The organism is Pseudomonadota bacterium (genome assembly GCA_039193195.1).
In the GTDB taxonomy this organism is placed as follows: Bacteria; Pseudomonadota; Gammaproteobacteria; order Steroidobacterales; family JBCBZW01; genus JBCBZW01.
In genome coordinates this window covers 1-13355 of record JBCCWS010000026.1, presented here as the reverse complement: position 1 = coordinate 13355, position 13355 = coordinate 1, and the positions used below count along the sequence as shown (strand labels likewise).

At 65.9% G+C, this 13355-nt stretch carries 13 protein-coding genes; 8 read left to right on the top strand and 5 right to left on the bottom strand.

Features of this window, described 5'->3' with window-relative positions; all coding sequences use genetic code 11:
• Positions 1–183 precede the first annotated feature (183 nt).
• The 4 genes from AAGA68_17895 (at position 184) to AAGA68_17880 (ending at position 2915) form a co-directional block, all read left to right on the top strand.
• Positions 184–1452 (top strand): DUF2066 domain-containing protein, encoded by a 1269-nt coding sequence (locus tag AAGA68_17895; protein ID MEM9386939.1) that lies wholly within the window; start codon positions 184–186, stop codon positions 1450–1452.
• Positions 1453–1487: 35 nt separating this feature from the next.
• Positions 1488–2213, top strand: a complete 726-nt coding sequence (hda, locus tag AAGA68_17890; GenBank protein MEM9386938.1) for a DnaA regulatory inactivator Hda — start codon at positions 1488–1490, stop codon at positions 2211–2213.
• A gap of 81 nt (positions 2214–2294) precedes the next feature.
• Entirely contained in the window at positions 2295–2600 is a 306-nt protein-coding gene (locus AAGA68_17885; GenBank protein ID MEM9386937.1) for a DUF4398 domain-containing protein, read from the top strand.
• 12 nt (positions 2601–2612) lie between these two features.
• Positions 2613–2915: an acylphosphatase gene (locus AAGA68_17880; GenBank protein MEM9386936.1), complete on the top strand. Its 303-nt coding sequence runs from the start codon at positions 2613–2615 to the stop codon at positions 2913–2915.
• A 2-nt stretch (positions 2916–2917) separates the two neighbouring features.
• Here the strand turns inward: AAGA68_17880 and AAGA68_17875 are convergent, their stop codons facing one another.
• A complete protein-coding gene (locus AAGA68_17875; GenBank protein MEM9386935.1) occupies positions 2918–3517 on the bottom strand; it encodes a lytic transglycosylase domain-containing protein in 600 nt (199 codons plus the stop codon).
• Between the two features lie 65 nt (positions 3518–3582).
• A complete protein-coding gene (locus tag AAGA68_17870; GenBank protein ID MEM9386934.1) occupies positions 3583–5295 on the bottom strand; it encodes a proline--tRNA ligase in 1713 nt (570 codons plus the stop codon).
• Between the two features lie 189 nt (positions 5296–5484).
• Here AAGA68_17870 and AAGA68_17865 point away from each other — a divergent pair, with 189 nt between their 5' ends.
• A complete protein-coding gene (locus AAGA68_17865; protein MEM9386933.1) occupies positions 5485–6246 on the top strand; it encodes a uracil-DNA glycosylase in 762 nt (253 codons plus the stop codon).
• The gene (gene rimI, locus AAGA68_17860) at positions 6243–6758 is read left to right on the top strand and encodes a ribosomal protein S18-alanine N-acetyltransferase (GenBank protein MEM9386932.1); all 516 of its coding nucleotides are present in this window, start codon (positions 6243–6245) and stop codon (positions 6756–6758) included. Before AAGA68_17865 ends, rimI begins: the two co-directional genes overlap by 4 nt.
• 11 nt (positions 6759–6769) lie before the next feature.
• On the opposite strand, the gene AAGA68_17855 is transcribed toward rimI, so the two are convergent.
• From AAGA68_17855 to galE, 3 genes are read right to left on the bottom strand one after another with little or no spacing between them, the layout of a single operon-like run.
• The gene (locus AAGA68_17855) at positions 6770–8023 is read right to left on the bottom strand and encodes a pyridoxal-dependent decarboxylase, exosortase A system-associated (GenBank protein ID MEM9386931.1); all 1254 of its coding nucleotides are present in this window, start codon (positions 8021–8023) and stop codon (positions 6770–6772) included.
• Complete coding sequence (locus AAGA68_17850; GenBank protein MEM9386930.1) at positions 8020–9621, bottom strand: acyl-CoA ligase (AMP-forming), exosortase A system-associated; 1602 nt, start codon at positions 9619–9621, stop codon at positions 8020–8022. The genes AAGA68_17855 and AAGA68_17850 overlap by 4 nt, the downstream gene beginning before the upstream one ends.
• A complete protein-coding gene (gene galE, locus AAGA68_17845; protein MEM9386929.1) occupies positions 9618–10610 on the bottom strand; it encodes a UDP-glucose 4-epimerase GalE in 993 nt (330 codons plus the stop codon). The genes AAGA68_17850 and galE overlap by 4 nt, the downstream gene beginning before the upstream one ends.
• A 264-nt stretch (positions 10611–10874) precedes the next feature.
• On the opposite strand from galE, the gene AAGA68_17840 reads away from it, so the two are divergent.
• Positions 10875–12548: a hypothetical protein gene (locus AAGA68_17840; GenBank protein ID MEM9386928.1), complete on the top strand. Its 1674-nt coding sequence runs from the start codon at positions 10875–10877 to the stop codon at positions 12546–12548.
• A 9-nt stretch (positions 12549–12557) separates the two neighbouring features.
• Positions 12558–13163 carry a hypothetical protein gene (locus AAGA68_17835; GenBank protein ID MEM9386927.1) on the top strand — a complete coding sequence of 202 codons (606 nt, stop codon included), beginning with the start codon at positions 12558–12560 and terminating at the stop codon, positions 13161–13163.
• Positions 13164–13355: the final 192 nt, after the last annotated feature.

The following is a 13355-nucleotide window of genomic DNA, read 5'->3' as shown; positions in this document are numbered from 1 at the left end:
GGGTCGAGTCTCCTTTGGGCGGCCTGTCGGCACCGTTGCGCCGGCGATTGTCGCACGGCGCGCGGCGAGCAGCAGGGTGTGGGCGTCGCTGTGGTATGTTCTCGCCCGCGCGCGCCACCGGAGGCTGTCCCAAGCGCCCGCACCTGGCGGTTCCCAGCTCACCTTCGCGGAAGTCACCAAATCATGCGCGAGACATCATGTGCGACAGAGCGCCGTGGCACCGACTGGGACGGTGCTTATCCGTTTTCCCAGCGAGCATCGAGTATCGGGCGTGCGTGGCTCGCTTGGGTGATGATGTTCGCCCCGTTGCTGGGCTCCGCCTCCACGGTCGATGATCTCTACGGCGTGTCGATCGATCTGATCGCCGGGGAGCGAGCGGCGTCGCAAGCGACGGCCCAGCGCGCCCTTGCCGCGGTTCTGGTCAAGGTGACTGGCCTCGCCGAGGTGACGGGCTCGGCACTGGTCGCCCCAGTGTTGGCGCAGGCTGAGCAACTGGTGCAGCAACAGGGTTTCAGCTCTCGCCGAACGCTGCGCTACGTGTTCGATGAGGCTGCTACCCGCGAAGCCGTACTCGCGGCTGGTCTGCCGTACTGGGATGACGATCGGCCGCATGTTCTGGTGCTGCTCAAATTGCCGCCCGACGCGCTCGAGAGCGATCTGCAGGCGCCGGGCCCTGGGGCACCCGTGCGCGGCGCTGGCATCGCCTGGCGTGTGCGCTACCTGACGAGCGAGGATGAGGGCGAGGTGCCCGCTAGCTTGTTTGGCGCGGCCGATCGCCGCGGCCTACCGCTCCTGTTGCCCACGCAAGCGGCGCTCGCCGATACGCCGTTGGACGCCGCGCCAGCGGACGACGCCCCACGCTTCGATCGCCCGGGTGCCACCGCCGTGCTACCGACTGCGGACGACGCCACTCATCCGGCCCAGGTGCTAGCCGGTGGCCTGGGCGCCGACGTGATTCTCATGGGCGAGGGCGATCGAACGACCAACGGTATCTGGCAGGTGCGTTGGCAGCTGTTCGCCGACGCGCAGTCCCAGCCCTGGATTGGCGGACTGGAGTCCGGTCCCGAGTACCTCGCCGATGTGTTGGCTTCGCGCTACGCCGCCTACGCGGCCATCGGCGTGCGCCAGGTGGCCTTGGAGCTAAACGGAGTCGCTAACGCCACTGCCTACGAGCGCACCCTCGCCTATCTGCGACGGCTGGACCTGGTGCAACGGGTGGACCTGCGCCAGGCGCGCGCCGGGCGGCTGATGCTGTCGCTGACGACACGCTACGAGCCAGCCAAGCTCGAACGCTTGCTGCAGCTATCGGATTTCCTCGTTCCCACGAACGATGGTCGTGGGGTACTGCCCGATACGCTACGCTTCGACTATCAGAGCGCACCGGTCACCATGACCCCCGGGCTGTCACTTCCGGCCCAGGGTCTGACCGGTGATGGTGCGGGGTCTCGCTGAGCTGCTCGGCGAGAGGGCATCGGGAGGCTGAGACGATGCGCCAACTGCCGCTCGGCGTACGCCTGGCCGATCACGCGACGCTCGACACCTTCCACCCCGGTGCGAATGGCGCGACCCTGGAGCGCCTGGTGGCGTTTGTCGACGCCGGGATCGATGGCATCAGCCTGGTGCTGTCAGGCCCATCGGCAAGCGGCAAGACCCACCTGTTGCAGGCCGCCTGTGCACGCTTCAGTGCAGGACAGGACAGGGCAGGCGGTGGGACGCGTCCGTGCGGGTACCTCTCCCTTGGCGATCTCCCCTCGGTGCGTCTGACGACAGCTCTGGAGGGTTGGGGACAGTTGGCCTTGGTCGTTTTGGATCGGGTGGATGGCGCATTCGGGGACCACCAGTCCGAAGTGGCATTGATGCGTCTGTACAACGATTTGCAGCGGCGAGGCGGGCGTTTGCTGCTCGCCGCACGACAACCCCTGTCGGCGCGCGGGCCGCAGCTGGCCGATCTGGCCTCGCGCCTGCGGTCGGGGCTACATGCCAGTTTGCAGGCGCCGGATGACGAGGCGGCCGGCGCGGCTTTACGTCTGCGCGCCGCCGCCCGAGGGCTGGAGTTGCCCGAGGAGACGGTCAGCTGGTTGCTGCGCCGTGCACGCCGCGATATGCACTCCCTGTGTGCACTCCTGGACGGACTCGACGAGGCTTCGCTGGTGGAGCAGCGCCGGCTCACTGTGCCCTTCGTACGCGACATGCTGCGAATGCACGACAATTGAAGTCTCCCTTCGGCCCTGCTTGACGGGTAGTTTGAGCCGCTGCTAACGTCGAACAGTCGGTAGACGCACGCGAAGACAAGAATGATGAGACGTATCACCTTGGCGGCGATGGCCGGAGTCGTGGCTGGTTTGGCCGTCGGTTGCGCTTCCTCCCCGCCGGTGCAGGAACTCAGCGATGCGCGTCAGGCGATCATGGCTGCCGAAGACGCCGGCGCAGATCGCTACGCTACAGCTCGCCTCAACGCTGCTCAAATGCTGCTGGCGAGCGCCGAGGAGAAGCTGCAGGAGCAGGATTACCGCGGTGCTCGCACGGATGCTGTGAGCGCGCACTCGCGCGCCGTCGAGGCACGGGTCATCGCGCGGGCTAATCTCCCCGAAAACCGCTGAGACTCCTCTGGCGTGTCGCCTGAGCATTCGTCGTCCACATATCAGGTGCGGCGCTGGCGGGTGAGCGGTCGCGTACAGGGCGTGTCCTTCCGCGCCAGCACCGCTCGCCAAGCTCAAGCCCTAGGTATCCGAGGTTACGCCCACAACCTGCCCGATGGCCGTGTCGAAGTGCTCGCCTGCGGCCACCCTGAGGCCCTCGACCGTCTGCTCGAATGGCTGCACCGCGGGCCCCTGCTCGCCCGCGTGGAGGCGGTGCAGGTTGAGGAGATCCGCCTAGGCGAGGACGGCGTGCCCGGCGGCTTTAGTGCCGGATAGCGTTAGAGTCGATACCAGCGGGAGCGCAGACGATCTAGCACCTTGTACGGGTAGGTGCGCCGGCCGAGGCTGCCGTTGTAGCGCGCTAGGGCGCGGATTAGGTCTCCTTTCTCCATGTCGTAGTAGTAGCGCAGGATCGTGCAGCCGTAGCGCAGGTTGGTCGGTACCTTGAAGAGGTTGTCATCGGGGCGACCGATCTCATCCAACCAAAAGGGCATGATCTGCATGAGTCCGCGCGCACCGGCGCTGGAGATGGCGTAGCGATCGAAGTTGCTTTCCACATCGATCACTGCCAGCACCAACTCAGGCGCAAGATCGACCCGGGCGGCTTCCGCATGCACTAGCTTGAGCAGTTCGAGTCGCTCCTTGGTGTCGGGCAGCTTTCGCGAGAGGCGTGTCGACATGTCCACCAGCCACACTTCCGCATCGAAACGATCGCGGAAGCTCTCGGCATCGTTGACCGCGTCGACGAGCAGTCGCCGCAGCGCAGGGTCTGGCGACTGCGTGTCGGAAGGCTGGGCTGGCGCGAGGGAGCCCGCGAGGAGCGCCGCAAGTGCGGCGAGTGCCCATCGGGAAGATGCTGTGGCGCGCCCATCGCTCACACGAGGCTGACCCACTCCTCCTACCCTGTGCGCAAATGATGGGGGCAAGCTTCGAGAATCTCAGGTTAACGGCCGAGTGCCGCGCGCAGGCGTTCGATCAGGTCGCTGTCTGCAACGTGCTCCGGCTCAGCGGCCGCCCGGTCTTTGAGCTCAAGGGTGCCGGCGTCTAAGCCGCGCTCGGAGATCACCACGCGCCAGGGGATGCCGATGAGGTCCATGTCGGCGAACTTTACGCCGGGGCGGGCGTCGCGATCATCGAGCAGGACCTCGAAGCCCGCCTCGCCCAAGCGCTCGTACAAGGCATCGGCCGCTTCGCGCACGCGGTAGGATTTGTGCGCGTTGAGCGGCACCAAGGCCACCTGGTAGGGGGCGAGCGCTGCCGGCCAGATGATGCCGCGCTCGTCATGGTTTTGCTCGACGGCCGCGGCGACGATGCGCGTAATGCCTATGCCGTAGCAGCCCATCTGGAGCGTTTGCTGCTCGCCGCTCTCGTCCGGGACGGCGGCGCCCATCGCCGTACTGTACTTGTCCCCGAGCTGGAAGATGTGGCCCACCTCGATGCCGCGCACGATCTCCAACGTGCCGACGCCGTCCGGGCTCACATCGCCTGTGACGACGTTGCGCAGATCAGCGCCCTTCGGGTCGGGTAGGTCGCGGCCGAAGTTCACCCCAGTCAGATGTTGCTCCTTCTCGTTCGCGCCACAGACGAAGTCGCCCATAGCGAGCACGTCGTGGTCAGCGATGATGGGGCAGGTCAGACCGACCGGGCCGAGGTATCCGGGCGGGCAGGCGGCTGCTCGCTGGATAGCCTCGGGTGAGGCCATGCGCAGGGGCGATGCGACAGCGTCTAGCTGTTGCGCCTTGACCGCGTTCAGCTCGTGATCTCCGCGCACCAAGAGTGCGACCAGCCCACCGTCTTCGCTGCCCTCGACAAGTAGGGTCTTGACACATGTTGAAGCGGCGATGCCGAGCTGCTCGGTAAGCGCATCGATCGTCCGTGCGCCGGGCGTGTGCACCTTGCTCATGTCCGCGCCCGGGGCGGGGCGGGGCGTGCTGGGGGTGGGGGCCGGGGCGAGCTCGACGTTCGACGCGAAGGGGCCTTCGTCGCTGACCGCGATCGCGTCCTCGCCGGAATCGGCCAGTACGTGGAATTCGTGCGACACGGCGCCGCCAATGTTGCCGCTGTCGGCGGTGACCGCGCGAAAGCGCAGGCCGAGGCGTTCGAATACCTGCGTGTAGGCTTGATGCATACGCTGGTAAGTCTCCCCTAGCGACTGCGCACCCACGTGAAAGCTGTAGGCGTCCTTCATGATGAACTCCCGCGAGCGCATTACGCCGAAGCGGGGACGGATCTCATCGCGAAACTTCGTCTGCACCTGGTAGTAGGTGACGGGCAATTGGCGATAGCTAAGGATCTCGCGGCGAACGATATCCGTAATCACCTCCTCGTGCGTCGGTCCGTAGCAAAACCAACGTTCGTGGCGGTCCTGCAGGCGCAGTAGCTCGCGCCCCATCTGGTCCCAGCGACCGGTTTCCTGCCACAGCTCCATGGGGTGGACTGAGGGCAGCAGCAGCTCGTGAGCGCCAGCTGCGTCCATCTCCTCTCGCACGACTTGGGTGACCCGACGCAGCACGGCCAAGCCGAGCGGCATCCAGGAGTACAGGCCCGCGGCCAGCTTGCGGATCAGCCCCGCGCGCAGCATCAGCTGGTGGCTGATGATCTCCGCGTCGGCCGGCGCCTCGCGGGCGGTCTGCAGGGGCAGGGTAGAGAGTCGCACGATCTACGGTCCTTCGAGTTGGCCACGCGAGGCGTGGCGTCAAGGCGTGCGCCGGCGGCGACCGGCGCAAAATTTAGGGGATTCTACCCGCTTAGGGTCCGGGGGCGGTGCCGGGGATGGCGGTACCGTCGATGTGGGCGGTACCCTGAGCGCCGTTGCAGGTAAGGCTGGGGAGATATGGCGGTGGGGTTGGACCGACGCGCCCGTCGCGCACTCGCGCTGATGGGGATCGAGCGCTGGACCTTGCGAGCGGCGGGCGAGAGCGCCGAGGCCGGCGAGAGGCGCGCGCGAGACTCGGAGGCAGCCCCGGCTGCTCCCGCGTCGGCGCCCGCTGGAGCCGTGCCGGCCCCCGCTCCCGCTCCCCCGCCGCTTGCGGACACGATCGACGTCGAGGCCATGGACGTGGATGCCCTGCGCGCCACGGTGGCCGGTTGCCAGCGCTGTGGCCTGCACCGCACGCGTGCCAACACGGTGTTCGGCGTCGGCAGTCTTCAGGCCGACTGGATGTTCGTTGGAGAGGCCCCCGGTGCGCAGGAGGACCGCCAGGGCGAGCCCTTCGTCGGCCGCGCCGGTCATTTGCTCAATGCCATGCTGCACGCCACCGGACGCGAGCGCCAGGCAGTCTTCATCGCCAATGTGCTCAAGTGCCGTCCGCCCAACAACCGTGATCCGAGCGCCGACGAGGCCGCCCAGTGCGCCCCCTACTTGCAGCGACAGATCGCCCTTATACGACCGAAAGTCATCATCGCCCTGGGGCGTATCGCCGCCCAACGCCTGCTGGGCGTCGATACGCCTCTTGGTCGGCTTCGCGGACGCGCCCATCAGTGGCAAACTGACAGCGGCCCGGTGCCGTTGGTGGTGACCTACCATCCGGCCTATCTGCTTCGCAGTCCCGGCGAGAAACGCAAGGCGTGGGAGGACCTGCGCCTGATCATGGAGCTCAGTGCATGAGTGCGGCCAGCGCAGAGGCCTCGGCAATCGTTCGCGCCATGAGCGAGGACGATCTGCCCGCGGTGTGGGCGCTCGAGAAGGGCGCCTACCAGTACCCGTGGAGCCAGTCCATCTTTCGTGACTGCCTGCGCGTGGGCTACTGCTGCCGCGTGGCGGAGCAAGGCGGCGTGGCGCACGGTTACTCCATCATGAGCGTGGCGGTGGGTGAGGCGCACCTATTGAACCTGTGCGTCGGTGTGGACTCGCGTGCTCGGGGCTATGGTCGCAAGCTCCTTGATAAGGTCATAGCCGAGGCGGCGCTGCTCAACGCGACGCGCCTGTTTCTGGAGGTGCGGCCAACTAACCACGCCGCTCGCGGCCTGTATGACTCGCTCGGCTTTCGCACGATCGGCCGGCGTACGGCCTACTACAAGGCACCCCACGGACGTGAGGACGCACTGGTGCTAGCCCTGGATCTCGGTCCCTCGGCGGATCCCGACACTATGTCTCAGGATCCGCACGACCCCCGCTAAGGGGCACTCTCCTACACCAGCATCTCTCGAGCGCCCGGGTGCGATAGGAAAGCGCTGGGCGAGGCGGTTGGGCCGTAGGCACCGGATTGGAGCACGACCACCAGATCCCCCTCTTGGGCCGGCGGCAGTGCCATGCGGTCGCCCAGCAGATCCAGAGGCGTGCAGAGGGGGCCCACCACGGACTGCACCTCGCGCGCTTGTTCGTGCATGCGCGAGGCGACAAGCACCGGATAGTTCTTGCGCAGCACTTGACCGAAGTTGCCGGAGGCGGCGAGCTGGTGGTGCAGGCCGCCGTCGGTGATCAGGAACGGGTGTCCTCGGGATATCTTTCGGTCGACCACCCGGCACACGTACAGGCCGGCCTCGCCCACGAGGAATCGTCCCAGCTCCATGATGATCTGGCACTCGCGCAGGGGCGCTGGGAGATCTGCCATCGTGCGCCCCAACGCCTCGCCCACCGCGTCGAGATCGAGGGGTGATTCCCCCGGAAAGTAAGGAACACCCAAGCCGCCGCCGATGTTGACGTGGGTGATCGGGGCAGGCGCTGCGTCAGCGAGCTGCGCGGCGAGGGCGAGGGTCTTGGTCTGAGACTCGATGATGGCGTCGGCACGCAGGTTCTGGGAGCCGCTGTAAATGTGCAGGCCAGTGAACTGAACCGGTAGGCTGGCCGCCTCCCGCAGCATCTCGGGCACGCGTTCGGCATCGACCCCAAACTGCTGCGAGCCGCCGCCCATCTTCATCCCTGAAGTCTTCAGCTGAAAATCCGGATTGACGCGCACGGCCACCTTGGCCGGCATGTCGAGGCGCTCGGCGATGGCGGCCGCGCGCCGCATCTCTGTTTCGGACTCGAGATTGATGGTGGCGCCGGCGGCGATAGCTTGCGTTAGCTCACCTTCCTGCTTGCCCGGGCCCGCGAAGCTTATCCGTTCCGCGGGCATCCCCGCGTCAAGGGCAACCCGCAGCTCGGCGCCGGAGGCGACGTCGAGGCCGTCCACCAGACCCGCCATGTAGCCGACCACGGCGGGCATCGGATTGGCCTTCATGGCGTAGTGCAGATGCAGTGCTTTTGGCATCGTGTCGCGCAAAGCCTTCACGCGCGCCGCCATCGCGCTTCGCGAGTAGATAAACAGCGGCGTGCCGCCGGCCTCTTCTACCAGCAGGTCCAGGGGGCGCCCATCCACCTCCAAAAAACCGTTGGCTGCGCCGCTGTGGAAGAACGGATGCTCGGCGTGCGCCGGTGGAGCCTTCTTTTTCGCTTCGCTCATTCGCCATCCTCGTGGAACTGCTTGGCGTAGGTGCTTGTCAGCTGGGTGCGGTCGAGCTTGCCGTTGGGGTTGCGCGGTAGACCGTCAACCCAGGCCACGGCAGCAGGTTGCATAAAGTTCGGTAGGCGGCCCTGCAAGTGGCTGCGCAGTGCCGCTTCGCTTTCCTCGGGCTGTGCGTTCTGCTTGGCCACGCAGATAAGGACGATCGCCTGCCCCGCCTCTGGGTGGCTCACGCCAACGGCGGCTGCTTCGGCGACGGCACCGGAGCCGTAGGCCTCCTCTTCCACCTCCGCCGGACTTACGCGGTAGCCGGAGGTTTTGATCATGTCGTCTTGGCGGCCGACAAAGTAGAGGTAGCCCTCCACGTCCATGCGCACCGTATCGCCAGACCAGACGGCCATCTCCTCTAGCGGCGAGCCGTTGCTGGTGGGCAAGGCCTTGAATCGGCGTGCCGTGCGCTCGGGGTCGTTCCAGTAGCCGAGGGATACGAGGGCGCCGCGGTGCACGAGCTCGCCAGGTTCGTCACGATCGCAGGGAGTGCCATCGGGACGCAGTACCATCACTTCGGCATTCGGGATGGCACGACCGATCGAGTCGGGTCGCGCGTCCACCTGATCCGGCGGCAGGTAGGTGGACCGGAAAGCCTCAGTAAGTCCGTACATTAGGTAGAAGCTAGTGTTAGGTAGAGACTCGCGTAAGGCGGCGAGGGTGCGCTTTGGCATGGCGCCGCCGGAGTTAGTCGCATAGCGAAGCGTACGACGCGCCGCGTCGGGCCACTCGAGCCCTGCCAGTTGCACCCACAGGGGCGGAACGGCGGCTAGACCTGTTACCCCGTGCTGCTCGATGGCGCGTACTACGTCGCGCGGCATCAGGTAGTCCAGCAACACGACACTGGCGCCGCGGCTGAAGGCCGTGGTGAGCTGGCTGAAGCCGTAGTCGAAACTGAAGGGCAGGGCGGCCAGGAGGCGGTCCTCCGCGGTGTTCTCCAGGTACTCTGCTACGCTCATGGCGCCCGCCACCATGTTGGCGTGAGACAGCACGACGCCCTTGGGCTTGCCCGTACTGCCGCTAGTGTAGAGGATCGCGGCCACGTCTCGATCGATCACCCGATGGGGCGTGGCTGGGGGGGCGTCGATAAGCGCCGGCCAGCCGATCACCGGGCAGTCGCCTAGCGGCTCGAGCGCCTCGTCCGCTTTGGCGTCCGTGAGCACGACCAGGCGCAGGGCTGGGCAGTCGGCTAGTGTGGTCGAGAGCTGGCGCAGGCGGGACTTGGCGGTAATCAGCACCCGCACGTCACAGTCGTTGAGGATATGCGCGATCTGCGGTGGCTTGAGCACCGGATTGATGGGCACGAACACGCCGCCGGCGGTCGCTGCGCCGAACAGGCTGGCCACGGTCTCCAGCTGCTTGGGCAGGTAGACGGCAACGCGCTGCTGGCGCTCCAGTCCGTGGGCCATCAGCCCGTTCGCTACGGCGCGCGCGTCGTTCGCCAGCTCGACGTATCGTTGCTCTCGCTTGCCGTGCAACACCGCGCTTGCCTGCGGCCAACGGGCCGCAGCGTCGAGCAGTAGCCCGTGAATCAGGCCAGTATGGCTCATGAGTTACGTAGCTCCTTCAGCTTGTGCTCCCAGGCGAGCGCGGTGCGCACGATGACGTCGAGATCATCGTAGCGCGGGCTCCACTGGAGCACGTCGCGTATGCGATCAGCGCGGGCGATCAGCGTGGGTGGATCGCCGGCACGGCGACCTTCCTCGATCACCTTGAGGGGGCTGCCGTGGGCGCGAGCCACGGCATCGATCACCTCGCGCACGCTGAATCCGCGACCGTAGCCACAGTTGAGGGTGAGCGAGTCACCGCCACCGCGCAGGTGATCGAGGGCTCGCACGTGGGCATCGGCGAGGTCTTCCACATGAATGTAGTCACGCACGCCGGTGCCGTCCGGCGTGTCGTAGTCCGTGCCGAAGATCTTGACGTGGTCGCGCACGCCAGCAGCTACCTCACACGTCACCTTGGTGAGCAGTGTTGCCTTGCGCGTCGATTGGCCGATGCGTTGCCCAGGATCACAGCCAGCAACGTTGAAGTAGCGCAGGGCCACGTAGTCAATGTCGCCCGCAGCAGACAGGTCGCGCAGCATCCACTCGCTCATCAACTTTGAGCTGCCGTAGGGGTTGATAGGGGCGGTCGGATCGGTTTCCTCGCAAACGCCGGAAGCGGGTGTGCCGTAGACGGCAGCGGTGGAGGAGAAGATGAAACGTCGCACGCCCACTTCGCGGCAACAGCGCAGCATGTTCAATGTGGCAGCCGTATTGTTCTGGTAGTAGCGCAGGGGATCTGCGACGCTCTCCGGCACGATGGTGAAAGCGGCGAAGTGCATGACGGCGTCCACCTGGTGTTCGTCGAGGAGGTGCATCACCAGTTCGCGGTCACCGGTGTTGCCTTCCACCAGCGAGCCGTATAGAACGGCATCGCTAAAGCCGGTGGCGAGGTCGTCCAGGGTGACCGTACGTTCGCCGCGCTCGCCGAGCTGGCGCACCACGTGGCTGCCGATGTAGCCGGCTCCGCCGGTCACGAGTATCGCGTTGCTCATTAGGTTCTCGACTCGAGGCTGCTGTTGGGAGGTGACTGAGGGATCCTGCTTGCTAGGGGATCCCCCGCCGGCGCGATAATAGCAGCGCCACAAGTCGGCGCGCTTCAGGGCCAGTTCAGCCTTGGCGCGCCAAACTAGCCCCAAGGTAGCGTCGGGTTCCATCCCGGCGGTTTCGCCAACCGCAAACTGTGCCACGGCACTCGTGCGGGATCCGTGCATAAGTCACGGCATGCTGTGAACAATGGCTGAGCTGGAGACCAACCTATGAGAGCAGTCGACGGAAGGGTCGCCCGACCTGGGATCCTCCTCTGCCTACTGATGACGGCCGCGCTGGGCCTCACGGCTTGTGGCGGCGGCGGGAATAGTGGCGGTGGCGACCCTGGTGGTGGTGGCGGCACGGGAGGCGGAGGCGGAGGCGGGAACGTCCCCGATGTGACGATCAGCGGCAAGATCCAATTCGAGCGCGTCCCCCACTTGGGAACAGGCCCGCTCGACTACGGTGCCACCTTCGACGCGCCCGTGCGCCAGGCGGTGGTGCAGGCGGTCGACGGTGGCGGCACGGTGCTCGAGACCACGCGCACGGACGACGCTGGCGACTACGCCATCGTCGTACCAGGACAGACGCAGCTGTTCATCCGCGCCCGTGCTGAGATGGTCGATCCAGGCGGACGCTGGAATTTCAAGGTCGTGGACAACACCAGCAACGGTGCGCTGTACGTGCTGGACGGGGCCGTGGCGAGCAGCGGCGACGCCGACTCCGTGCGCAACTTGACGGCGCAGACGGGTTGGAACGGCTTCTCCTACGCCAGCGCCCGCGCGGCGGGCCCTTTCGCCATCCTCGACTCGGTCAATGAGGCCCGCCTGGCCGTGCTCGCCGTGGACCCTGACGTCAGCTTCGAAGCCCTGACGGTCAATTGGAGCCCTGACAATCGTCCCGTGTCCGGCAATCGTGCCAACGGTGAGATCGGGACCACCTTCTACAGCGCAAACGAGATCTTCGTGCTGGGCGCGGAGGACAACGACACGGATGAGTACGACGGTCATGTCGTGGTTCATGAGTTCGGTCACTTCTTCGAAGACACGCTCTCGCGCGCCGACAGCGTCGGCGGCCCGCACACGACGGCAGACATCCTCGACCCCCGCGTGGCTTTCAGCGAAGGCTTCGGCTACGCCTGGGCGGGAATCGCGTTGGGCGATCCGGTAACCCAGGACTCCTTTGGCAACGATCAGTCGCTCGGCTTCACGATCGACGTCGATCGCAACAACAACGCCAACCCTGGGTGGTACAGCGAGGGTTCGGCCCAGTCGATCCTCTACGATCTGTTCGATGCAGATGACGATGGTGTCGACAACATCGCCCTTGGATTCCAGCCGCTCTACGACGTCCTGATCGGCACTCAGCGCGACAGCGACGCCTTCACCACCGTATTCAGCTACATCGATGCGCTCAAGATCGCGCGCCCGGCGGATGCGGCGTCGATCGATGCCGTGGTAGCCGCTCAGAATATAGTGAGTGCCACCATCGAGCCCTTCGCGAGTACGGAGACTAACGACGCGGGCAACGCGGATGTGCTGCCTGTGTACACGGAGCTCACCGTTGGCGGACCAGCGCAAACCGTTTGCTCAATTGATAACTTCGGTGACTTCAACAAGCTGTCCAACCGACGCTTCCTACGCTTCGACGTCACGACATCCGCACGCTACGAGGTGCGGGTAACGGGTCCCGCCGGTTCCGACCCTGACATCGTCCTTTGGCAACGTGGATTCCTGGCCATCTCTCAGCTCGAGCTGAATGGCCAAGAGACGATGACAACGCCCGTGTTGGCGCCAGGGCGTTACCTAGTAGAGGTCTACGAAGCGAGCTTCGTGTTCACCAATTTGGGCAGCGGTGTGCCAAGTGGGCGCGCCTGCCTCGATGTGTCCGTTGCCATCAGCTAGGAGAGTGTTATGAACGCAGATGTCACAAGCCCCTGCCTCGTGCTGGCGTTGGCGCTGCTGGTGTCAATTCCGGGCCTCGCCGCTGAGCCGATGCTCGGCGCCGAGGATGCGGACTATCCGTCTGCCTTGCTGGAGGGGACGAGCCACCCCGCGTTCGGCAAGTACGCGCACAGCCACCTACCGGCCACGGCCTTCGCCAGCAAGGCGCCGATCTCCTTGAGCTGGCGGTTGGCGGCACCCCCGACCCTCGGCGAGCCCGTGGCCATACATCTCGATTTCCGTGCCCTCACGGGGCTCTCGGCTGAGGTCAAGCTAATCGGTGAAGAGGGTCTAGAGGTGCAGTCAGCAGACTTTGCCATCGGGCACCGACTTGCCCGAGAGCATTGGAGCGAGCAGATCCTGGTAACGCCCACGCTCGCCTCGCGCCGATACCTGAACATCGTGGTGAGCACCGTCGATGACTGGGGAGCGCGTCGCATGCGTGGATTCGCCGTGCCCGTGGTCGTCGACCCTGGCGCAGTACGTGCTAAGGCTTACGCCCGTGTGAGTACGGATGGTCACGGCGTGGTGGTTCGCTCCATGCCCGCGCGCGAGGAGGTGCTCGCGGCACCCTAGTGGGCCGCTTGGCAAATTAGGTAACGCTCCGTCTGTGTAGGGGCAGCGTCAGCAAGGCGCGTCGCGCAGCCAATGGCATCGCCATTGGCAAGCGATGCAACGCCGCGGACGCTGCCCCTGGGCAGACCCGAAGGGCGAGTAGCACGGGCGCCATCGCGGCGTTGGTCAAATGCAGCCATAGCTCGGCTATGG